This window comes from Serratia sp. BNK-23, from assembly GCF_047456145.1.
GTDB lineage: Bacteria > Pseudomonadota > Gammaproteobacteria > Enterobacterales > Enterobacteriaceae > Serratia > Serratia nematodiphila.
This window is the reverse complement of record NZ_CP179900.1, coordinates 3,067,769-3,089,681: the sequence shown is the minus strand read 5'-3', so window position 1 is coordinate 3,089,681 and position 21,913 is coordinate 3,067,769. Positions and strand designations below refer to the sequence as shown.

Sequence of the window (21,913 nt, the reverse complement as noted above, 5' to 3'; positions counted from 1 at the left end):
GTGTAAAATGAGCGGTGGAGGACAAACGGGAAATGCCGGTTCAGGCGAACCGGCAGGGGCATTATCGACGGGCGGCAGCCTGACGCAAGCGCTCGACCGGGCCTTGTTGAAAATCGAATGAGGGGGCTTCTTGCCGCGCCAGCCCCTGACGCACGATGGCCTTAACCGCCTGGCTGGCGGCAAGATCTTTTCCGGCGATCTGTTCGGCGATGCGCAACGCTTCTTCCCGGGCCGAACTTGCGCTGATGCGGGAAATGGCGCCGTGTGACAACGCTTCCTGTGCGCCGACGGTTCTGCCGGTCAGCAGCCAGTCGAGCGCGACATAGGGGGAAATACGCGCCGGCAATCGCGCGCACCCGCCTTGTGCGGCGACTAACCCGAGCCCGGTTTCGGGGAAGCTGAAGCGTGCGTTCTGGCCGGCGACGATCAGATCGCACGCCAGGGCCAGCTCAAATCCGCCCCCGTACGCGATGCCGTCAACGGCGGCGATGATCACCTTGGCGATCTGTGCATGGATCAGCCCGCCAAACCCCTCCGGCGTGACGATGGGCAGTTCACCCTGATGAAAGGCGTTGATATCCATGCCGGCGGAAAATACCGCCGGTTGACCGGCCAGGACGATCGCTCGCACCGAGTCATCGTTATCTGCCTGCCGCAGGTAGGTGCGGATCAGCTCGGCCATCTGCAGGTTGATGGCGTTCTTTTTTTCCGGCCGATTGAGGGTGATGACCGCAACCTGCGCGCCATAACGTTCGTAAAGCACCGGCGGTGATTCACTCATCGCTGGCCTCCCCGCGGAAAAAGATCAGCGTCAGCAGCAGGGCGATGGCGCCGAGCGGCAGCGAAAACAGCGGCAGGTAATAGGCCGGCAGCGCATAGAGCGCCAGGCCGCCCAGCATGCCGCCCGCCGCGATGCCGGCGTACAGCACCGAGCTGTTGAGCGATACGGTCAGCGCGCCAAAGCGTTTCGATAGCGACAACAGGTGATGCTGGATCGGCACCAGATACATCCAGCCGGTGATACCCCAGACCAGAAAGATGGCCAGCACCCACCAGGGGGAAGTGACATAGAAGGCCAGCAGAAACAGGGACAGCGTCTGGATCGCCACGGAAAACAGCAGCACGAACTTGCTGCCGAGGGCATCGGTTAACGCGCCGGAGGCAAAATTGCCGATCACCGCGCCAATGCCGAATACCAGCAGCGCGAGGGGCAGGATCGCCTGCGGGCCGAACTGGGTGTTTTTCAGCAACACGCTGACGTAGCTATAGACGATGTGTTCCGAGCAAACGGCAAAAAAGGTGATCAGTAGCGTGGTCAGCACCGCCTTTTGCCGCAGCGGGGCGAGCCGCTCTTTCAGCGAATGCTTGCCCGGTGGCGCAATGGCCCGCAGCGCCAGCGACAGGCCCAGCAGTGCAATTGCCCCCAGCAGGGCGATGAACAGGAAGATTTCTCGCCAGCCGATCAGTTTGGCGAGAAAGGTGCCGAACGGAATACCGAGCGCAATAGCCAACGTCATACCCCCATAGACGATGGAAATGGCCAGGCCGCGGCGTTTTTCCGCCACCAGCCCTACCGCGGCGGCGGCGGCCTGCGGCGTGTAACAGGCCGCCCCCAATGCCGCCAGCACTCTGCCGAACGAGATCTGCAGGTAGCTGGTGGCCCAGGCGCAGGCCAGGTTGCCGGCGATGAACAGCACCAGCGCCAACTGCAGGATATGCTTGCGGTTGACGTTGCCCAGCAGCCAGGCGGTGAGAGGGGCGAACAGCATATAAGCCAGCGCGAATACCGATATCAACTGCCCCGCTTGCGCGGGGCTGACGGCAAAGGTATCGGAAATGTCGCTGAGCACGCCGGCGACGATAAAGGCGTCGGTGCCGATGGCGAACGTGCCGGTCGCCATCAGACAGAGCGTGATCAGATGGCCGTTATAATCCGCTAACTTCATCCCGCCCTCCGCAGATCGTTCGCCGCCCAGACTCGTCCCAGCGCCGCCAGGAAGGTCTCCACGTCGGCATGGGAGTGCGCCGAGGTCGGCGTCACCCGCAGCCGCTCGCTGCCTGCGGGCACCGTCGGTGCATTGACCGGTTGCACGTAAATATCGTGTTCATCGAGCAGCACTTTACTGATGTGTTTGTTGCGGTGCGGATCGCCGACCAGCAGCGGCAGGATATGGCTGTCTGCCGACACCAGCGGGATGCCGGCGGCGCGCAGGCCGGTTTTCAGGTGATCGACGATCGCCAGCAGGTGTTTGCGTTGGGTGTCATGCTCGAGGTTGTATTTAAAACTGGCCAGCGCGGCGGCCACCACCGGCGCCGGCGACGAGGTGCTGAAGACGAATGCCGGGGCCCAACTGCGCACCGCCTCCACCACCGAACGGGGCGCGGCGATATAGCCGCCCGCCGCACCGTAAGATTTGCCGAACCCGCCCTGAATAATGGTGATTTTATCCAGCAGGCCCAGTTGTTCGGCGTAGCCCAGCCCCCGTTCGCCATAGACGCCGGCGGAGTGGATCTCGTCGAGATAGGTCAGCGCCTGGTACTGCTCCGCCAGCGCCACGATCTGCGCCAGGGGGGCGAAGTCACCGTCCATGGAATACAGCGACTCGAAAGCGATCAGCTTTGGCCGCGCCGGATCGGCGGCCTGCAGCAGCTCGGCGAGGTGTGTCACATCGTTGTGGCGGAAGATTTTTTTCTCCGCTTTGCTGTAGCGGATACCGTAAATCATCGAGGCGTGATTCAGCTCGTCGGAGAACACGATCAGATCGGGAATGGCGTCGCACAGGGTGGATAAGGTGGCGTCGTTGGCGCCGAAACCGGTGGTGAACAGCAGCGCCGACTCTTTGCCATAGGCGCTGGCCAGCAGCGTTTCCAGCTCGCTGTGGTAGACCGAGGTGCCGGAAATGCTGCGGGCGCCGCAGGTGCCCAGCCCGACCCGATTAACCGCATCGGTGGTGGCCAGCAGCACTTTGGGGTGGTGGCTCATCGCCAGATAGTCGTTCGAGCACCAGACGTTGAGACGGCGCTCACCGTGATGGCCGTGGCTGGTGGCCCAGGGTTTGTCCTGCACGCCGCGTTCAAGGTTGAGGAACTCGCGAAAACGCCCCTGTTTTTTGGTTTCCGCCAGCTTTTCTTCAAGAATGTTCAGTACGCTCATCGTATGTTCCTTGTGTTAAACGGCTTTAAGGTTTAATGACAGCCCCTGACCGACGCCGACGCACATCGTCACCAATGCGTTGTTCGCCTGTTGGTCGCGTAATTCCAGCGCTGCCGACAGCACCAGGCGCGCGCCGGACATCCCCAGCGGATGACCGAGCGCGATGGCGCCGCCGTTCGGGTTGACCCGCGCGTCGTTGGCGCCGATACGCCAGTGTTTCAGCGCCGCCAGAACCTGTGAGGCGAACGCTTCGTTAATCTCGATGATGTCGAAGTCGTTCAAGGTGAAGCCGCCGCGCTGCAGCAAGCGCTCGGTGGAGGCGATCGGCCCCAGCCCCATCAGCGCCGGTTCCACGCCGGCGGCCGCGCTGTCGCCGATCTCCGCCAGCGGTTGCCACCCCTGGCGCTTCACGTAGCGACCGGAAGCCAATAGCAGCGCGGCGGCGCCGTCGTTGATGCCGGAAGCGTTGCCTGCCGTGACCGAACCGCCGGCGGAGAACGCCGGTTTCAGCGCCTGTAGCTGTTGCAGCGTGCTGAGCCGGGGAAATTCATCCTGCGCGAATGTGCGGGTCGTTTTACGATCGGCCGGCACGTCCACGGGCGTGATTTCCCGCGCCAGCCGGCCGCTGTCGATCGCCCGGCGGGCCTTCTGCTGCGAGGCCAGCGCGAACAGGTCCTGTTCCTCGCGTGAGATATGTTGCCGTTGGGCTACGTTTTCCGCCGTAATGCCCAGCGGATCGCTGCCGTAGCGCTCCGCCAGCCGCGGGTTAACAAAGCGCCACCCCAGCGTGGTGTCGTACAGCTTCACGCCTTTGTCGAACGGCGTTTCGCCTTTGCTCAGCACATAGGGCGCGCGGCTCATGCTTTCCACACCGCCGGCCAGAATCAGTTCGCTGAGGCCGCTGCGGATTTTCGCCGCGGCGTAGATCACCGCATCCAACCCGGAGGCGCAAAGGCGGTTGAGGGTGATGGCAGGCACCGACGGATCCAACCCGGAAAGCAGCGCCGCCATGCGGGCGACGTTGCGGTTGTCTTCGCCGGACTGGTTGGCGCAGCCCAGGACCACTTCGTCCAGATCTGCTTCCGCCGCCGGATGGCGCTGCAGCAGGCCGCGAATGATCGTCGCCGCCATGTCGTCGGGGCGGGTATGCGCCAGGCTGCCGCCATAGGCGCCGATCGCCGTGCGCGTGCCGTCGATCAGATAAACGCCGTCATCTTTAATGCTCATCATGGATCCTTAAGGCGTGGTCGTCAGCGCCGGTTGCGCGGCGTGCAGAAGGGTGTAATGCGGCGCATAGCGCGCCGCGTGCAGCAGCTGCGCCAGATTGCTCAGCGTCGTCCTGACGTTTTTCTCCCCCAGTTTGCCGAGCCAGTCGAAAATGCCGCCGGCGTAGTTAACGCCCGCGACGGCGGCGACATCGATGTCTTCCCGGCTGCAGACGCCGCTTTCCACCATGATCACCGACTCATTGATCAGGCTGCTGAGGACGCGGGCGACGATAAGCGCCGGGGAGTCCTTGATAAATTCAACCTGCGGGATTGCCGTGTGCAGCAGGCGTAAAAACAGCGCCTTATTGGCCGCAGAAGCGTGGCGGCTGTGCGCTGCCACCAGATACGTGGTGTCGGCGTAGTTCAGGGCGACATCGATCACAAAGGCATCCGCTGCCGTCTGCTCGGCCAGTTGGCTCGCCGTGCGGCCATCGGTGATGCTGACGGTGAAAGCGTCATTGATCTGGACGGCCGCTCCCAGCCCCGGTAATGCCGGCCGTTGTTCCACGCGCAGCTGTGGCCACTGAAGCGCGGCTCGCTGCTGCAACAGGGTAAAAAAAGGATGCTCGCCGTAAACGCGCAGCGTCTCGACGTCTGCATTGTTGGCGGCCGTCACCGGCGGGGCGGTTTCTTCGGCGGCAAAATAGGAGCGGCCGTTCTTTTTCCCCAACAGACCGGCATCGACCAGTGAACGCTGCAGATGACCAGGGGTATAGCGCGGGTCGTATTGCATGTCCTGCCAGATTTGCCGGCTGACCTGATAGTTAATGTCTTGGCCGATAAAATCGGTCAGCTCGAGCGGCCCCATGCGGAAGCGCCCGCCGGCCTTGAGGGCGCGGTCGATCTGCGCCGCGCGCGCCACATGTTCTTCCAACAGGCGGAACCCTTCCAGGTAGTAGGGGCGGGCCATGCGATTGACGATGAACCCCGGCGTGGCCTGGCAGACGACATCGCGTTTCCCCAACGCCGCCACCAGTTGGCGGCAGCGTTCCGTGGTGGCGTGCGCGGTAAAGTAGGCCGGAATGATTTCAATCAGCTTCATCAGCGGCGCGGGGTTGAAAAAATGCAAACCGATAAAGCGTTCGCTGTGCGTCACCGCAGTTGCCAGCTTGTTGAGCGACAGTGAGGAGGTATTGGTGGCGATCAGCGTGTCGTGCTTGACCACCGCGGCGATGGCCGCCAGCACCTCAAGTTTGGTTTGTTCTTGCTCGGCGATGGTTTCTATTACCAGCTCGCTGTCGGCGATGGCCTCAAACACGGAAGTGAACATCAGATTGGCCAGCACCGCGTCCTTATCCTGCAGCGCGATCTTGCCCTGTTCGACTTTCTTGTTCAGGTCTTGCGCGATATATTCGCGAGCTTGATTGAGGGTATTGCCGTTGCGATTATAAAGCATCGTGGGAATGCCTTTTTGCGCGAAAAGATAAGCGATGCCTCTGCCCATCGTTCCCGCGCCGATAATCGCAGCCGATTGAATTGCCGCATTACTTTCTGCCATAGAAAATCCCCGTCACTGTATGCCACGCGAAATTCGCAAATGCTTATTATCTCTTTGGATTTACGGCGGCACTGGGTGCCTGTCTGGAAAGTAATTGGTGGTGTCCTGGCTGTCTAACGGTAGAAATGACAGGTTTACGTGTCGAGGAGAGTATGCTATTCGCGTAGTTTTCCTGTTCGGCGCAATAAAAAGGCTTATTTTAAGGGGAATAGCTGTTTTCGTTATAGCGTTGGTATTTTTTATTATATGAAACGGCTACTGGCGCCGGGCGGCGATATTCTATAGTGAATCTGACCTATCGATAAATCGGCATCGCTATCTGGAGAACCTGCGTTATGGATACCCGCACTCAACGGCTCATGGCGGAGGTGATTGGCAGCCTGGCCGATCGCGAATGCTTTCTGACGCAGCTGGGGCCCTGCGCCGAGGCGTTGGGGTTTGATTATTTCTCCTACATCGTGTTTTCCTGTTATCCGGCCAGCAGCCCCAAGATGCTGATCGAAGGGAATATTTCAACGAACTATCTCGAGGATTATCGGCGGCAGCGGGTATATTTGCAGGATCCGGTTATTGAGCGTGCTCACCATTCCACGCTGCAGTTTCAGTGGGACGAAAGCTTTTATCATGAGCGGCCGACGCTTTGGCGGCGTATGGCGCAATTCGGCTTGTGCGCCGGTTGGTCGCAGTCGGTCAAGGATTGCTATGGCAGGTTGGGGATCCTGACGTTTGCCGGTAAAGCGCTACCTGAGCAAACGCCGCAAGCGCGTGCGGCAAATGAAACTTTTTTCCTTTGGCTGGCGCAAACCGCCCATAAAACGCTGCGGGAGGCCTTGATATCGGTGAATGATGACGCGATAAAAGATGTGTTGACGCTGCGCGAAAAAGACATTTTACGCTGGAGCAGCGAAGGGAAAACGGCGGAAGAGATCGCGTTGTTGATGGGGGTGAGCGAGCGCACGATCAATTTCCACATCGGCAACTCGATTAAAAAGCTTTCTGTCGCCAATAAGACCGCCGCTACCGCCAAAGCGGTTTATTTACAGCTAATTTAATCTCGAGTAATAAATAATTAATCGCCTATCCGTTATCGGTGTAATGTTTATATTTTGTTAAATTAAAAACTATCCTTGTCAGTATTTACCACTCGATCACAAAAGCGTGATAAAGCGATTCACCGCGCCCGTGCGCGGCAGTATTCTGTTGGCACCCGGTTTACATAGAAAGGACGTGATATGTACAAAACTATTTTAGTGCCGATCGATATTGAAGAGGATCTGTTGACCGAGCATGCGCTGAAGCATGTGGAATATTTGGCGAAGATGTCCGGCGCTAAAGTGCATTTCTTCCATGCGCTGCCGGATGCCTCGGCTTTTGTTACTGCCTATTCGTTCGGCCTCAAGGAGTTTGAGAATCAGGCGGAGGTGAAGGCGGTGGATAGACTGAAGAAAATCATGTCGGAAATCGATCTGCCGTTGGATCGCCTCAATTACACCGTCAGCTTCGGTTCTGCACGCGATCAGGTGTTGGAACTGGCGGAAGAGATCGACGCCGATCTGATCATCATCGGTTCGCGTCGCCCGAGCGTGAAAACCTATCTGCTGGGGTCCAATGCCGCCGCTATCGTTCGCCATGCCAATATTTCGGTGATGGTGGTCAGATAATTCATCTTAAACTCACCGTTTTCGGGCACGTTCTGCGGTTACCGGCCGGCTGCAGAGCGTGCTTTGCGTTTTATTGCCATCCCAGTCTGAACTGCTACGATTTTAGCTGACGTTTTTATGCCAACCGGGCCACCGGCCTTGCGCATATTTTTCATTTCAGCCAGAAGAGGGGCAGCTATGCCATTAGAAGTCGATGGGATTATCAGAGGCGATCGGGGCAGTGAACCGAGCCGTTGGCAACATGCGTCAACCAAACCGCTTATCACGCTAACCTGGCACCACACCATTCCCTGGAACTGTTTGCGTAATGTCTGGAATGGTTTGGTGGCGGGGCAGCATTGGAACGCGCTGGACGAGTTTATGAATCTGATCGGTGTGCCAAACCGCGCCGCGGTGCTCAAACAGATCCAGAATAAAAACCTGCAGGATCGCGATGGATTACACACTCTGGTTACCTGGCAAGGATGGAATATCGTCGAGGGGCCAGGTAATGAGTATCGCGCGCAGGGGGACGATCCCGGTGAAAACTTCGACGGTTGGTCGGGTAAGGGGATGAGCACTAATCAGCAAGCGACGCTGCAGCAGGTCAACGTGTTGTATCAGGTGATGGCGCCGCTGGGAAGCCGTGCGCTGGACGCCGCCAGACAGGCGCCGCCCATTACTGCGGAAGAAGCAGACGTCTTGCAACGGACGATTAAACAGACCCGCCCAACGTTGCGAGGAAAGGAACCGATCCGGTGGCAAGAAGACATGTGGCATCAGGTGCAGCCGGGTAAAGAGGCGAAACACTTCGCACGCTGGGACACCAAACCGGTATGGCGCAAGCGCCTGCACAGCGACATGGCTCAGGCTGGATAAGCCTCTCCCCGCGCCGGGTTGCCGGCGCGGGGCATAAATCCAGCGTTAATCGCACAGCGCCACTATTTCGTCGTACAACGCCTTGGGGATTTCCACGCCGTATTGCTCGCTCTGGCGCCGTTGCCGATAACGGCGTTCGCCGGGGATGCGGGCGCCTTGCGCCTGCATATCGGCAAACATCGCCTCCGCTCCGGCGAAATATTTCGCCTTATCCGCACCGAGAAAACGCTCGGGATCCAACGCGATGACCAGCTCACCACCGTAAGGCGACGAACCGGTGCCATCGTCATAGGCCAGCGATTCCTTGCTGGTCATATCGCCGATCAGCGGCCCTGCCAGCAATTCAACCATTGCCGCCAGCGCCGAGCCCTTATGCCCGCCGAAGGTCAGCATCGCGCCCTCCAACACGCTGGCGGCATCGGTGGACGGGTTGCCTGCCTTATCAATGCCCCAGCCTTCAGGCAGCGGGGTGCCGGCGCGGCGGTGTAATTCGATTTCGCCGCGCGCTGCCGCGCTGGTGGCCATGTCGAACAAAAACGGCGGCCGATCCGGACGCGGCCAGCCGAAGGCGATGGGGTTGGTGCCGAAGAGCGGTCGCGAACCGCCGGCCGGCGTCACCCAGGCGTGGCTGGGCGTGCAGGCCAAGGCCACCAACCCCTGCTCGGTCAGCGGTTCGATATCGGCCCACAGCGCGGAGAAATGCACGCAGCGGTTGATCGCCAGCGCGGCGACACCGTTGGTGCGCACTTTCTCGATAAAGGCCGGCAGAGCGGTGCGGTAGGCCAGCAGGGAAAACGCACCGCCGGCGTCGGCGCGCAAGATGGCCGGCGCCTGGTCGAGCAATCTGGGCATCGCATCGGCAGAAACCTTGCCTGCCCGCAGCGATCGCACGCAGCCCAACAGCCGGTACAGCCCGTGAGAAGCGCAGCCGTCGCGTTCGCCCTGGGTGACATTTTGCGCCACCGCCTCGGCATGCGCCTGATTGAAACCGTTGCTGCGCAGCGTACGCAACGCCAGTTGATAAGCCTGTTCCAGCGACAGCACATGCATGGATGTCATTTCGATGTCCTCCCTGGGTTCATTCTTCTTCATCGCCGATAAAATTGGCCTGGGGTAAACAGGTATAGGCGCCCCAGTAGTAAATCGCCAGCGCAATCACCGCCATGGTGAGGGTGTCCCATGGATGAGCAATAGCGCCGATGCCGCCGAAGCTGCTGAGGTAGGAAAGCCCGATCACCAGCGCATAGAAGACGATCAGCCACAGCGAGGACCAAATTTGCTGCCTGAGGCTAACGGCGTGGGTCGGCACCTGATTCTTGAACAGGATGTAGATGAAGAACATCAGGATCTGCAAGCCGAGCAGCCAGGAGACGGTGTCCCAGCCGGACCAGAAGACGATCAGCGCCGAAATAATAAACGACAGCGGGCCGAGCACGCAAAAACCGCGGACCCGGAACGGACGCGGCATATCGGGCGCATTGCGCCGCAGCCCGGCGGCGGTGACCGGGGCGATGGCGTAGCTCAGCACCAGTGCGGCGGACACCACGCCGATCAGTTTTTCCCAGGATGGGAACGGCAGCGTCCAGAATACCGAGAGAGCGAAGGTCAGCCACAGCGCCGGGCGAGGAATACCTGACTCGCCATCCACCCGGGTGAACAGTTTGAAGAAGGTGCCGGCGCGCGCCCAACCGTAGATCACGCGAGGCGTGGCGTTCATATAGATATTGCCGGTGCCGCTCGGCGAAACGATCGCGTCGCTGACCACCAGAAACGCCAGCCATCCCATGCCCAGCGTGATGGCGATGTCGCGGAACGGCAGGGAGAACTGTTGGCTGATGCCGGCCCAGCCGCCGCTCAGCATCTCGCTGGGGATGCTGCCGAGAAACGCTATCTGCAGCAGCACATAGATGATGGTGGACAGCACCACCGACAGGATCAGCGCGATGGGAATGGTGCGCTGCGGCCGTTGCACCTCGCTGGCGACCGAAATGATCGGCGTCAGGCCGAGGTAGGCGAAGATGATGCCGCCGGCGGAAATGGCGGCCTCAACGCCGGCGGAACCGAAGGGAGCAAAGCCCTGGCTGTGCAGGTTTTCCGGTTTGAAAAAGCTGAACAACACCACGATCACCAACAGCGGCACCAGAAACTTCAGCACGCTGATCAGGTTATTGGATTTGGCGAAGGTTTTGACGCTGTAATAGTTGAGCGCGAAGAAAAAGCACAGCAGCGCCAGCTGCACCAGCCAGCCGATCGCGGTTGGATCGCCGGAACCCGGCTGACTGAGGAACGGGAACCAGGCGGCGGCGTACTGCCGGGCGGCGACGACTTCGATGGCGATCAGGCTGGAGAAGGCGATCAGCGTGATAAACCCCAGCAGATAACCCATCAGTTCGCCGTGCGAGAATACCGGATAGCGAATGATGCCGCCGGCGCGCGGCAGGGCGGCGCCCAGCTCGCAGTAAACGATGCCGAGCAGCAGCACCGCCAGGCCGCCGATCAGCCAGGAATAGATGCCGGCCGGGCCGGCGATGGAGGAGACATGGCTGGCGGCGAACAGCCAACCGGAGCCGAAGATGGCGCCCAGACCGATGAACGTCAGGTCGGTGAGCGTAAGCTGCTTCTTGAATTTGCCTTGGGTTGTCATGGTATTACCCTTTTGTTATTGAGTAGCAGGCAGATGCGGCCGGGCTAATGTTGGGCAGGTGAAACCAGGGGGGCTCGGGTGTAAACGCCGTTAACCAGCCGTAGCAGGTTGAGCGGGTTGGCGTCCTGCAGCGCCGGCGGCAACAGCGCCGCAGGGGTGTTTTGCAAACAGACCGGCCGCAGGAAACGCTCGATGGCCAGCGTGCCTACCGAGGTGCCGCGTGCGTCGCTGGTGGCCGGGTAAGGGCCGCCGTGCACCATGGCGTCGCACACTTCCACCCCGGTCGGATACCCGTTGAACAGCACCCGACCGGCTTTGCGCGCCAACAGTGTCGTCAGCCCGGCGGCCACATCGAGATCGTCGTCGTCCGCCAGCAGCGTGGCGGTCAACTGGCCTTGCAATGCCGTTAGCGCCGCATGCAGCTGCGTTTCGTTATCCACCGCCACCAGGATGCTGACCGGGCCGAAGACCTCTTGTTGCAGCAGCGGGTCAGCCTGCAGCAACAGCGCCTCTTCCGCCTGATAAAGCTGCGCCGCCGCCCGAAGCGTGGGCGTTTCGCTTCGGCCTGCGAGACGCCGCATACCTGGATGGGCATCGAGGGCCGCCAGCCCGTGACGGTAGTGCTCCAGCGTGCCGGCATTCAGCATCGGCTGCGGCTCGGCGGCGTTGACCAGGGCGCTCATCGTTTCGGTTAACCGATCGAAGGCGGCGCCGCGCAGCGCGACGATCACGCCGGGCTTGGTGCAGAACTGACCGCAGCCGAGTGTGAAGGAAGAGACCAGTTCCTGCGCAATGCGCTGCCCGCGCCGCGCCAACGCCTTGGGCAGGATCACTACCGGATTGATGCTCGACATTTCTGCGAAGACCGGTATAGGTTGAGGGCGTTGCATCGCCAGATCGAAGAGCGCCCGGCCGCCTTGCCGCGAGCCGGTGAATCCCACTGCCTGAATCGCCGGATGTTGTACCAAATCGGCCCCCACGCGGTTGCCGAAGATCATGTTGAAGACGCCGGCGGGCATCCTTGTGCGTTCCCGAGCGCGCTCGATCGCCTGAGCGGTCAGCTCGGCGGTGATCATATGGCCGCTGTGCGCCTTGAACACGACCGGGCAACCGGCGGCGAGCGCGGCGGCGGTATCACCGCCCGCGGTGGAAAACGCCAGCGGGAAGTTGCTGGCGCCGAAGACCGCCACCGGGCCGAGCGCCGTGCGGTATTGACGCAGATCGGGGCGCGGCAGGGGGGAACGCTGCGGCAGCGCGCAGTCGATGCGCACGCCCTCGACATCACCGCGCCGCAGCAGCGTGGCGAACAGCCGCATCTGGCCGCTGGTTCTGGCGCGTTCGCCGCTCAACCGCGCAGACGGCAAGGCCGTTTCCTGCATGGCGAAGGTGAAGAAAACATCATCCAATGCGTCTAACTCTTCGGCGATGGCGTCGAGAAAGTTCGCGCGTTGTTCTGCACTGAGCTGTGAATAGGGCGCAAAGGCTGCTGCGGCGGCTTCTGCGGCGGCGGCGGTTTCTGCCGCCGTGGCCTGGTGGAAGCGGTAGCCGGTTGGCTGACCGTCGTCGGCGCGCAGGCTACACAGCGACGCTTCCCCTTCGGCGCGGCGTTGGCCGCCGATAAATTGTTGGCCGCTGATGGCGGCGTAGCGATCGTTGGGCATCGGTTCCCCCGGTAGATAAAGCATGACGCCCGGCATGGCCGGGCGATGAAGGCGTCACAGGCCGACGTTCGGCAGCGCAGGGCGGGTGGCCAGCGCTTTATCGATCACGGCGTTGATCTCGGTGAGCGTTTCTCCCTGCAGCGCCAGGCGCGGAGGGCGAGTGACAGCGCTGCCGCGGCCGACCCGCTGTTCGCAGAGTTTGATGCACTGCACCAGATCGGGGCGGGCATCGAGGTGCAGCAGCGGCATAAACCAGCTGTATAGCGCCAACGCTTCCTCATAGCGTTTTTCCTTCGCCAGCCGGAACAGGGTTTCCCCTTCGCGCGGGAAGGCATTGGACATGCCGGAGATCCAGCCTTGTGCGCCGACGGCGATGCTTTCCAGCACCACATCGTCCAATCCGGCGAACAGCACGAAGCGATCGCCGACTTCATTGCGCAGGTCGATAAAGCGGCGGGTATCGCCCGACGAGTCTTTGAAGCACACGATGTTCTCGCAGTCGACCAGCGAGGTCAGAATGTCGGGCGTGACGTCATTTTTGTAAATGGGAGGGTTGTTGTAGACCATTATCGGCAGATCGGTCGCGCCAGCGACGCTGCGGAAGTGCGCGGCGGTTTCGTGCGGTTTGGCGGAGTAGACCAGCGCCGGCATCACCATAATTCCGTCGACGCCGGCCTTTTGCGCTTCACGCGCCATGTTCTGCGCGAAGGCGGTGGTGAACTCGGCGATGCCGGCGATCACCGGCACTTTACCGTCGGCGGCGTCTTTCGCCACCTCGATCACCGCCAGCTTTTCCTGCACTGTCATCGAGGTATTTTCACCGACGGTGCCGCACACCACCAGGCCGGAGACGCCGTCGCGCACCAGGTTTTTGATCACCGTATGGGTGGCGTCGAGATCCAGAGAGAAATCGTTGCGAAATTGGGTCGTCACCGCCGGGAATACGCCGCTCCAGCTTAGGGTTTTATGGCTCATCGTGTTTGTCCTGTCGTCCGAAAGTGTTAATGAAAAGTGAATCTTTGGTAAGGCTCACCGACAGATTGACCGGTATTGCGCAGGGAGACTTGACGCTTTTCGCCGATTGCCGCGACGAAATTGGCACAATAGCGGCGGAAAGCGGGCGTGAAAAATCGGGCGTCGGTACGCCGTGAGAAGAGAGGGTTAACGGGGTAAATCAGCGCGTTAAGCGGAAAGCGTCAGGCGAAAATCGCGCGGCGTGGAGCCGGTCATCGCTTTGAACTGACGGCTGAAGGCGCTGTGATCGGTATAGCCGCACTGCAGCGCGATGTCCGTGATCGGCAGATCGCCGGCCAGGAGTTCCGTGGCCTTTTCCAGCCGCACTTTGTGGATCATCTGGCGCGGGGTGAGGTGGAAGATACGTTTGCAGTAGCGTTCGATCTGCGCCACCGATAACCCGGTCAGCGCCGTCAGCTCTTCAAGCGCGATCGGTCTGGCGTAGTGGCGGCGGATATGCACGTCGATCGCCGCCAGCCGCTGGTAGGCCGGATGATTGGCTCTGGCCTCCTGCAGATCGTGAGAAATACCCGCCATACCGATGATTTTTCCCTGCGCGTCATACAGCGCCAGCTTTTGCGTCAGGCACCAGCCGGTTTCTCGGCCGTTGTACAGGTGCATTTCCAGCTGATCCTGGATCAACACGCCGTGGCGCAATACCCGCAGATCCTGCTCGGTATAGCCGGATCCGAGCTGAGCGGGAAAAACGTCGGCGGAGGTTTTGCCCAGCAGCGGCGTCACGGTTTTGAAACCGCAGCGCCTGGCCAGCGTCAGGTTAGCCAGCAGGTAGCGAGCCTGGGCGTCTTTGATAAAGAACACCACGTTGGGGATCGCGTTCAGCAACGGCGCGATCAGCGCCAGCGTATTCAGCAGATCGCGCAGGTTGTTCGGGCGCTGCTGCGCCAGCCCGTCGCACAGGCGCGACAGATGTTCGACGGCAAAAACGTCCTCCTGCTCCGGCAGCCCCACAAGCGAAGGCGGCGAGAGAGAAACCGGAGGCGGGTAGTCTGAAGTGGATCGCATAACAGTCCCTTTTCGGTCGTTAGCCGGAAAAACAGGCGAGCCAGGTTGGCGCTTTCGCATCAATATTAACTTTTTTGTAACGAAGCAAGCGCTATTTCCGGCGGGCTGCCAAATATGCGGATTGCCGCATACTTTTGCCGGACGGTGTTTGGTGATTGCTTGAAAACTGCGGCGTTTCTCGCTACGCAAGGGTTTAGCATAAAAATAACGACATGATAAATAAGTCATTATTATGACAACCGTTAAACTCATACCCGCGACGCGTCAGGCCTGACGTTTGTCACTGTGCTGATTTCTTCATTCGCTGCGCCGAAACGCATCAAGCCGTCATGCTCACATTCGTTCAGGCTAATGCCATTGGTAACATCTCATTAACCCAGGAGACGCCGATGGCACTTTCTGCGCATATCACCGCTTTGCGGGCGATCGATTCTCATACCGGCGGAGAGCCGACCCGCCTGATCGTGGAAGGTTTTCCCGATCTCGGCGAGGGTAGCATGGCGGAACGGCGGGCGCGTTTCGCACAACATTATGACGATTGGCGCTGCGCGGTGATGCTCGAACCGCGTGGCAATGACGTGCTGGTGGGGGCGTTGCTGTGCCGCCCCTGCTCGCCACAGGCCACCGCCGGGGTGATCTTCTTTAACAACAGCGGCTATCTGGGCATGTGCGGGCACGGCACTATCGGGCTGATCGCTTCGCTGGCTCATCTGGGGCGCATCCACGCCGGGCGCCATCTGATCGAGACCCCGGTCGGCCCGGTAAGCGCCACGCTGCATGATGACGGCAGCGTCACGGTGGAGAACGTGGCGGCTTATCGCTACCGCCGCCAGGTGCGGCTTGAGGTTGCCGGTCACGGGCCGGTGACGGGTGACATCGCCTGGGGGGGCAACTGGTTCTTCCTGATCGGCGAGTCACCGTTGCCCATCGATAAACACAATCTGGGGGCCTTGACCGCGTTCACCTGGGCGGTGCGGCAAACGTTGGAACAGGCGGGCATCCGCGGTGAAGACGGCGGTGCGATAGACCATATCGAACTGTTCGGTGACGATCCGCAGGCCGACAGCCGCAGCTTCGTGCTGTGCCCCGGCAAAGCCTATGACCGTTCTCCGTGCGGTACCGGCACCAGCGCCAAACTGGCGTGTCTGGCGGCGGACGGCAAACTGCCGCCGGACACGCAGTGGCGGCAGGCCAGCGTGATCGGCAGCGAATTCCAGGCCTATTATCGTTGGAACGGCGATCGCATTGCCCCCTTTATTCGCGGGCAGGCCTATGTGTGCGCCGATAGCCAACTGCTGCTCGACGAACGCGATCCCTTCGTCTGGGGGATACGCTGATGGGCGCCGAGCGGGGAGCCGATGTCATCGTGGTCGGTGCCGGTATCATCGGTGCCGCTTGCGCCTGGCGGCTGGCGCGGGAAGGGTATCGTGTCTCGGTAGTGGACGATCGCCGCGCCGGCGCCACCGCCGCCGGTATGGGGCATCTGGTTTGCATGGACGATAATCCTGCCGAGCTGGCGTTGAGCGCTTATTCGCTGCGGTTGTGGCGCGAAGTGACGGGGCACATGCCGGAAGCCTGCGCCTGGCGTGGCTGCGGTACGCTGTGGTTGGCGGATCAAGCGGATGAAATGGCCATCGCCGAGCAAAAGCGGGCGCGGCTGGCGGAGCAGGGCGTGGCCGCGGAACTGCTGACGGCAGAGCAGCTCGCCGTCATGGAGCCGATGCTGCGGCACGGCCTGGCCGGCGGACTGCGGGTGCCGGGCGACGGCATTCTGTATGCACCGCTCGCGGCTCGCTGGCTGTTGGCCGACCGTGGTGCGGCAATTGACGTGGTGCATGGTGAAGCGACAGCGTTGGAAGAGGAAGCCGTGCGGCTGGCGGACGGCAGGCGTCTGGCCGCGCCGGTGGTGGTCCTGGCCTGCGGCCTTAGGGCCAATAGCCTATTACCGCAGACTTTGCTTCACGCCAAGAAGGGCCAGCTGGCGATCACCGATCGCTACCCGCCGCGGGTGCGGCATCAACTGGTGGAGCTGGGGTATGGCGCCAGCGCGCATGCCAGTAACGGCACGTCGGTGGCTTTCAATGTGCAGGCGCGGCCCACCGGACAATGGCTGATCGGCTCTTCCCGCCAGTTCGACGCCGTCGATTCGGCGTTGGACATGCCGCTGTTGGCGGCAATGCTTACGCGTGCACAGCATTTCTTGCCCGCACTGGCGCAGATGAACATCATTCGCTGCTGGACCGGGTTGCGCGCCGCCTCTGCCGACGGGCTGCCGCTGTTGGGCGTGCATCCGCGGCATTCCTGGCTGTGGCTGGCGCTGGGGCATGAGGGATTGGGCGTCACGACTGCGCTCGGCAGCGCTGCGCTGATTACTGCGCAGATTGGCCGGCAAACGCCGGAGATTGACGATTCCCCGTATTTGGCTGCGCGGGCGTTTGCCGCCGAGGAGTTGCCTGTATGAATGAAAGACAAAATACGATCGCGTTGATCATCGATGGAGAACACCGGCGGGTGCCGGTTGGTCTCAGCGTTGCTGCGGCGCTCAGCCTGTGCGGCGACGATCGTTGTCGGTTATCTGTTTCACACCAACCGCGGGCTCCCTTTTGTGGCATGGGCGTTTGTCAGGAGTGCCGGGTGACCATTAACGGCCTGCGTCGGCTGGCGTGCCAAACGCTGTGCCAAGCCGGCATGCGCATAGAGAGGAACGATGATGAGTAACTTCAATTGTGAGGTGCTGATCGTCGGTGCCGGGCCGGCCGGCATGGCGGCTGCGCTGGCCGCTGCGGAAAGTGGTGGCCAGGTGCGAATGATTGATGATAATCCGCATCCCGGCGGGCAAATCTGGCGCGACGGGATGCAGGTGGCTTTACCTGAAACGGCGAACCGCTATCGGCAGGCGGTGGCGGCGCGGGAAAATATTGCGCTGCAGTCTGGCTGCAAGCTGGTGGCGCAGTGTGGCGCTAACCGATTGGCATATGAAGACGCCGAGGGCTGCGGCGTGATTCGCTATCAAAAGCTGATTTTATGCAATGGCGCGCGTGAACTGTTGTTGCCGTTTCCCGGCTGGACGCTGCCGGGGGTGACCGGCGCCGGTGGTTTACAGGCGCAAATCAAGCAGGGGTTGGCGATCCGTGGCGAGCGAGTGGTGATCGCCGGCAGTGGTCCGCTGCTGTTGGCGGTGGCCGACAGCGTGAAACAGGCCGGCGGAGAGGTGGTCATGTTGGCGGAGCAGGCGCCGCTGTGGCGGTTGGCGGCTTTCGCCGGCGGCCTGTGGCGCTGGCCGGCCAAGCTGCGTCAGGCGTTTTCTTTGATGCCGCATCGTTACCGTGCCGGTAGCCGGGTGCTGGCGGCGTTGGGGCAAGCACGTTTAACCTCGGTGCGTGTCAATAACGGCGGGAGGGAAAGAACGATCGCCTGCGACAGGTTGGCCTGCGGTTTTGGTCTGGTGGCGAACATTGAGCTGGCGATGCTGTTGGGGTGTCGGATAAAGCATGACGCCGTAGCGGTGAATCATTGGCAGCAAACCAGTCAGGTGCAAATTTTTGCTGCCGGGGAGTGTACCGGCATCGGCGGCAGTGAATTGGCGCTCACTGAAGGCGCCATTGCAGGTTATGCCGCCACCGGGCAGCGGGAAAAGGCAGAGCGCCTGGCGGCGCAGCGGCGGCGGTGGCGGCGTTTCGCCACGGCGGCGGCAAGTGCCTTCGCACTCGATGAGCGCTTGAATTCGCTGGCCAATCCGCAAACGTTACTGTGCCGCTGCGAAGACGTTACGTTGGAACAGGTACGCCATCAGCCGGATTGGAACACGGCTAAGATGAACAGCCGCTGTGGTATGGGGGCATGCCAGGGTAAAGTCTGCGCAACGGCGGCGAGGCAGCTTTTGGGCTGGCCTTTGCCGTCGCCGCGTGTGCCTTTAACGCCGGTCAGGACAGAAACGCTGGTTGCGCTGGGGCTGAACCGATGTGATGACGATGGTTGAATGGGTTAGCGGCATCTCGCCCCAGGCAAACGCCGCCACATTACCATTGCGGCCAATAGTAGGTTTTCTCCCGCCAGCCTTTGCCGTACATACAGGCTTCGATGGTGGCGTCTCGGGCGGACTGATTGCGATCGGTCTGCACTGTTTTAATCGACGGCTCCTTGTCGTAGCGGTATCCCGATGGACAGTCTTTCTTATTCTTCTCGCAAGGAATGTATTTGTTTTCGTAGCTGAACTCCACGTCCCGCACCACGTCCGGGGGGAAGCGATCGTATCCGCGGCTGCGGCATTCGGCATATTCGGCATTCCGGGTACTCTCAACCGCGCCAGGCCTTTCCCATTGGGTGCAGGCGGTCAACATCAATAACGGCAAAACAATCAAACAACGGCAATTCTTCATGGTGTCCCTAACTCTTTCTCTATCCTGAGGCTCGCAGCCTAGGAATGTTCCCAACTGACGAGGTGGGAAAGTGTAATAAACTGGCGGAACAATTGGAAATGATAATGGTTATTGTTTAGGTGTGATTGAGGAAGTGCCGCGTTGAGAGAGGATGTGGTGCATTGAGGGCAGTCTGTAAGGATCCGCGACCTCACGGCGAGGGCTGGACGATGTGGCATTGATTTTATTCATTCTCTTTATGCCGCAATGATCCGACCGCAATTGCATCGTTTTAATGAGGGAAATAATATGCAGGCTAAGTATTTTCTTATCCGGTATAACTATTATTTTTATTTAGGATATTTACCCATGCCAAGGATTTAATGCTCAGTATTAATACCTTATTTTTTTATTTCTGTTTTTTTATTGGGGTTTTATTTTCAGGTTTTTTCTGGGGAAGACTTTTTAGTTACAGGGAATTCATTTGCATTTTAAATTTGGATTTTTTAAATTCATTTTAGAGGAAGGATAACCGTACGCGACAGAGTCAAAAAAGGAGTTTATTTTGTCTGGGATAAAGAAAACGCCTGAAAGTCATGACGGTTTACCTTCACCATCAGAGGATTATGATACTTTTAAGCACCTCTCCGATGTTGGCGCCGTGTTGGGATATGGGCGAACCCGCTTTTATCAGTGGTGCCGTGGGCGCGGATTTCTAACCCCGATGAACGTTCCGTCCCATGAAATGATCAGCCTGGGATATATGGTGGCGGTGTTATCAGAGACCGGTCATACCCGGGTTTATGTCACGCAGGATGGTTTCAGTTACGTCAGTGGTGCTTTTGCGGCAGATATCCAACGTGGCATGATCAAGTTTTAAATCTGCAAGAATCGCCTTTATTTCAATGGCTTTAATGCAGAATCTTCTTATCCCTGCAGGTTCTTGAGAGGAGTGGGAAGTTATCCGATTTTTTCGTCTCTGCGGTATGAAGGCTACTGGAGAAAGCTATTCTCTTGCTACGATAAGCATTATTTTCTTCAGGAGCCAAGGATGAAGCATTACGCCGCGTTGTTATTTGCCTCTGCACTGCTGACGGGGTGTGCGACTCAAGCCGTACCGCCGCAACAGGCTAAGTTGCCCCCCCCAAGCCGTCTGATGCTCTATCAGAATATCCCGGATACGCCTTACGCTACGGTGGTCGTGGTGCGCGACAGCGGAATGCTGGCGGGCAGCTGCCGCACTGGCGTCTATGTGAATGGGGAGTTTGCTGCTTCACTCGAGGCAAAAGAAAAAGCAGAGTTTCGCGTGCCGCCAGGCAATATTTCGGTCAGTATCGGGCAAGATATGATCGAGAACTCTCTATGTATTTGGCGTGAAACCAGCGGCAGCGTGCCGATGACGCTGCGCGCCGGTGAAAGCCGCTATCTGCGCATCGCCGGCGATCGGCAGCGAGGCTTCGTGTTGCAGGCAGGGCGGCCGTAACAGCCCAGGCAAGGGCGTTAACGCCCTTGCCACCATCCCCACAGCGTAATTAATAGCCACGCCGCCGCAATCCAGCACAGTACCGCCGCCCCCAGCGCTAACGACAGCCGCAGGCTGTTAATCAGGAAATACAGCGAAATCAAATATACCAGGTAGGGCAATACCGCCCACATGCCGAAAATCAGCGTCGTTTTCAGTGCCGCAATTGAACGTTCGCTGCCGACAATGTAATGCGCAATCAGGGCGAAAGTGGGAAAGAGCGGGACTAAACCGGCGATATAATAGTTGCGCGTTTTGGCCAGCAGGCCGATTAGAACCACGACCAGCGCGCCGATCAGCGCTTTGACAAGGATGCCCATAACGGTCTCGGGTGTGGGGGAGAAAGTCAACACACTGCCCGAAAGCACGTGCAAGATCAATGGAGTGTGGCGCAGCGTGGTGAAAAGCAGACCCACAAGAAGTGCGGGTCTGGGGCGCAACGCTTACTGACGGTAAGCGTGCTTGATTTGCTGAATGCTGTTCTTGAAGATTTCTGCCTGAGTCGGATCTTCAATCTGCGCGATGAAACGTTCCATGTTGATGATGACTTTCCCGGCGTCGGCCTGGCCGATCGACTTCAAGATCAGCGTCAGCGTAGCTTTGAGGCAGGCAACCTCGGTCGCCAAGATTTCCGGGTTTGCAGACGTAGTGAAATCAACGTTGCTCATTTTCTCTCCTGATTTTTTGAGGCCGTAGCCTGATACAAGCTGCTTTGGCGCACCGCGCGCGGGCTAAAAAGTAGCCCCGGGCGCGGCGGCGAATTTAACTGGGCGCGGAGTATAGCATAGCATGAGTCTGTCATCTGCACCGGGCTTGCTCAGGTCTCGCGGGTGGGCAGCGTTCGCTCATTGCCTGTCTGAATCATCTACTCTCGGCAAGTTATTTCGAGGTGGTTAACAAGTATTTTTCCGGTACGTTATTGTTGAACAATCGGGGTTATTATAATTATTGGGGGCGGAGGCGCCGATTTTACCGGCGTTTGCCGGGAATAATAGTTTCGACCGAGGGTTGCCGGACCCACGTTGGCCGCAGATTTTGTTACGCCTTTAAATATCAAATGATTACAAACAGCCAACAGCCGTGTTAATATTATTCATGTCGTGATTGCTTACACAGATTTCTCCCTCGCGGCATGATTGTCGCGCTATCCTGTGTCAGACGCAGCGCGACGAAATTATTTTCGTCGCCCGATCTTTTCCGACGTGACGATTTATCGGCGGCATAGACGGCTAAAATTGAAAAATCAGCTCTG

23 protein-coding genes are annotated in these 21,913 nt (G+C 59.7%); 10 read left to right on the top strand and 13 right to left on the bottom strand.

Annotation, left to right across the window (positions count from 1 at the left end):
• Positions 1-61 precede the first annotated feature (61 nt).
• From ACMGF9_RS14755 to ACMGF9_RS14735, 5 genes are read right to left on the bottom strand one after another with little or no spacing between them, the layout of a single operon-like run.
• Positions 62-781, bottom strand: coding sequence for an enoyl-CoA hydratase-related protein (locus ACMGF9_RS14755; protein ID WP_004928009.1), 720 nt, complete (start codon positions 779-781; stop codon positions 62-64).
• On the bottom strand, positions 774-1,946 hold the full coding sequence (locus ACMGF9_RS14750) for an MFS transporter (protein ID WP_015377389.1): 1,173 nt from the start codon (positions 1,944-1,946) through the stop codon (positions 774-776). Before ACMGF9_RS14750 ends, ACMGF9_RS14755 begins: the two co-directional genes overlap by 8 nt.
• Positions 1,943-3,154, bottom strand: coding sequence for a 5-aminolevulinate synthase (hemA, locus tag ACMGF9_RS14745; protein ID WP_088381459.1), 1,212 nt, complete (start codon positions 3,152-3,154; stop codon positions 1,943-1,945). Before hemA ends, ACMGF9_RS14750 begins: the two co-directional genes overlap by 4 nt.
• A 15-nt stretch (positions 3,155-3,169) precedes the next feature.
• On the bottom strand, positions 3,170-4,381 hold the full coding sequence (locus ACMGF9_RS14740; RefSeq protein WP_021504868.1) for an acetyl-CoA C-acyltransferase: 1,212 nt from the start codon (positions 4,379-4,381) through the stop codon (positions 3,170-3,172).
• Between the two features lie 9 nt (positions 4,382-4,390).
• Positions 4,391-5,920, bottom strand: coding sequence for a 3-hydroxyacyl-CoA dehydrogenase NAD-binding domain-containing protein (locus ACMGF9_RS14735; protein ID WP_414160297.1), 1,530 nt, complete (start codon positions 5,918-5,920; stop codon positions 4,391-4,393).
• A 335-nt stretch (positions 5,921-6,255) separates the two neighbouring features.
• Here ACMGF9_RS14735 and ACMGF9_RS14730 point away from each other — a divergent pair, with 335 nt between their 5' ends.
• The 3 genes from ACMGF9_RS14730 to ACMGF9_RS14720 all read left to right on the top strand — a co-directional run bounded on the left by ACMGF9_RS14730 (position 6,256) and on the right by ACMGF9_RS14720 (position 8,439).
• Positions 6,256-6,972, top strand: a complete 717-nt coding sequence (locus tag ACMGF9_RS14730; RefSeq protein ID WP_004927994.1) for a LuxR family transcriptional regulator — start codon at positions 6,256-6,258, stop codon at positions 6,970-6,972.
• A 180-nt stretch (positions 6,973-7,152) separates the two neighbouring features.
• A complete protein-coding gene (locus tag ACMGF9_RS14725) occupies positions 7,153-7,581 on the top strand; it encodes a universal stress protein (protein WP_004927993.1) in 429 nt (142 codons plus the stop codon).
• A 177-nt stretch (positions 7,582-7,758) separates the two neighbouring features.
• Positions 7,759-8,439: a hypothetical protein gene (locus ACMGF9_RS14720; RefSeq protein WP_004927990.1), complete on the top strand. Its 681-nt coding sequence runs from the start codon at positions 7,759-7,761 to the stop codon at positions 8,437-8,439.
• A 45-nt stretch (positions 8,440-8,484) separates the two neighbouring features.
• Here the strand turns inward: ACMGF9_RS14720 and ACMGF9_RS14715 are convergent, their stop codons facing one another.
• From ACMGF9_RS14715 to ACMGF9_RS14700, 4 genes are read right to left on the bottom strand one after another with little or no spacing between them, the layout of a single operon-like run.
• A complete protein-coding gene (locus ACMGF9_RS14715) occupies positions 8,485-9,498 on the bottom strand; it encodes an Ldh family oxidoreductase (protein WP_131164387.1) in 1,014 nt (337 codons plus the stop codon).
• 19 nt (positions 9,499-9,517) lie between these two features.
• Complete coding sequence (locus tag ACMGF9_RS14710; protein WP_015377394.1) at positions 9,518-11,083, bottom strand: APC family permease; 1,566 nt, start codon at positions 11,081-11,083, stop codon at positions 9,518-9,520.
• 44 nt (positions 11,084-11,127) lie between these two features.
• Positions 11,128-12,744 (bottom strand): aldehyde dehydrogenase (NADP(+)), encoded by a 1,617-nt coding sequence (locus tag ACMGF9_RS14705; RefSeq protein ID WP_172574612.1) that lies wholly within the window; start codon positions 12,742-12,744, stop codon positions 11,128-11,130.
• Positions 12,745-12,798: 54 nt separating this feature from the next.
• Positions 12,799-13,719, bottom strand: coding sequence for a dihydrodipicolinate synthase family protein (locus ACMGF9_RS14700; protein WP_015377396.1), 921 nt, complete (start codon positions 13,717-13,719; stop codon positions 12,799-12,801).
• 29 nt (positions 13,720-13,748) lie between these two features.
• Between ACMGF9_RS14700 and ACMGF9_RS14695 the strand changes: the two genes are divergently transcribed.
• Positions 13,749-13,895 carry a hypothetical protein gene (locus ACMGF9_RS14695; protein WP_380693399.1) on the top strand — a complete coding sequence of 49 codons (147 nt, stop codon included), beginning with the start codon at positions 13,749-13,751 and terminating at the stop codon, positions 13,893-13,895.
• Between the two features lie 31 nt (positions 13,896-13,926).
• On the opposite strand, the gene ACMGF9_RS14690 is transcribed toward ACMGF9_RS14695, so the two are convergent.
• The gene (locus ACMGF9_RS14690) at positions 13,927-14,781 is read right to left on the bottom strand and encodes an AraC family transcriptional regulator (RefSeq protein ID WP_031300114.1); all 855 of its coding nucleotides are present in this window, start codon (positions 14,779-14,781) and stop codon (positions 13,927-13,929) included.
• A gap of 389 nt (positions 14,782-15,170) precedes the next feature.
• Between ACMGF9_RS14690 and ACMGF9_RS14685 the strand changes: the two genes are divergently transcribed.
• From ACMGF9_RS14685 to ACMGF9_RS14670, 4 genes are read left to right on the top strand one after another with little or no spacing between them, the layout of a single operon-like run.
• The gene (locus ACMGF9_RS14685) at positions 15,171-16,118 is read left to right on the top strand and encodes a 4-hydroxyproline epimerase (protein WP_414160296.1); all 948 of its coding nucleotides are present in this window, start codon (positions 15,171-15,173) and stop codon (positions 16,116-16,118) included.
• Positions 16,118-17,242 (top strand): NAD(P)/FAD-dependent oxidoreductase, encoded by a 1,125-nt coding sequence (locus ACMGF9_RS14680; RefSeq protein WP_085336364.1) that lies wholly within the window; start codon positions 16,118-16,120, stop codon positions 17,240-17,242. The genes ACMGF9_RS14685 and ACMGF9_RS14680 overlap by 1 nt, the downstream gene beginning before the upstream one ends.
• Entirely contained in the window at positions 17,239-17,499 is a 261-nt protein-coding gene (locus ACMGF9_RS14675) for a (2Fe-2S)-binding protein (protein WP_075684801.1), read from the top strand. The genes ACMGF9_RS14680 and ACMGF9_RS14675 overlap by 4 nt, the downstream gene beginning before the upstream one ends.
• Positions 17,492-18,760 carry an FAD-dependent oxidoreductase gene (locus tag ACMGF9_RS14670; protein WP_242141501.1) on the top strand — a complete coding sequence of 423 codons (1,269 nt, stop codon included), beginning with the start codon at positions 17,492-17,494 and terminating at the stop codon, positions 18,758-18,760. The genes ACMGF9_RS14675 and ACMGF9_RS14670 overlap by 8 nt, the downstream gene beginning before the upstream one ends.
• A 40-nt stretch (positions 18,761-18,800) precedes the next feature.
• On the opposite strand, the gene ACMGF9_RS14665 is transcribed toward ACMGF9_RS14670, so the two are convergent.
• On the bottom strand, positions 18,801-19,160 hold the full coding sequence (locus tag ACMGF9_RS14665; protein WP_004927961.1) for a hypothetical protein: 360 nt from the start codon (positions 19,158-19,160) through the stop codon (positions 18,801-18,803).
• A 544-nt stretch (positions 19,161-19,704) separates the two neighbouring features.
• Between ACMGF9_RS14665 and ACMGF9_RS14660 the strand changes: the two genes are divergently transcribed.
• Together ACMGF9_RS14660 and ACMGF9_RS14655 are read left to right on the top strand one after the other, a co-directional pair.
• Positions 19,705-20,019: a hypothetical protein gene (locus tag ACMGF9_RS14660; RefSeq protein ID WP_033633390.1), complete on the top strand. Its 315-nt coding sequence runs from the start codon at positions 19,705-19,707 to the stop codon at positions 20,017-20,019.
• 171 nt (positions 20,020-20,190) lie between these two features.
• Entirely contained in the window at positions 20,191-20,622 is a 432-nt protein-coding gene (locus tag ACMGF9_RS14655) for a hypothetical protein (RefSeq protein WP_250601984.1), read from the top strand.
• Positions 20,623-20,639: 17 nt separating this feature from the next.
• Here the strand turns inward: ACMGF9_RS14655 and ACMGF9_RS14650 are convergent, their stop codons facing one another.
• Both ACMGF9_RS14650 and ACMGF9_RS14645 read right to left on the bottom strand, forming a co-directional pair.
• Positions 20,640-20,981, bottom strand: a complete 342-nt coding sequence (locus ACMGF9_RS14650) for a GlpM family protein (protein ID WP_004927953.1) — start codon at positions 20,979-20,981, stop codon at positions 20,640-20,642.
• A gap of 123 nt (positions 20,982-21,104) precedes the next feature.
• Positions 21,105-21,329 (bottom strand): DUF2594 family protein, encoded by a 225-nt coding sequence (locus ACMGF9_RS14645; RefSeq protein ID WP_004927950.1) that lies wholly within the window; start codon positions 21,327-21,329, stop codon positions 21,105-21,107.
• Between the last annotated feature and the right edge of the window lie 584 nt (positions 21,330-21,913).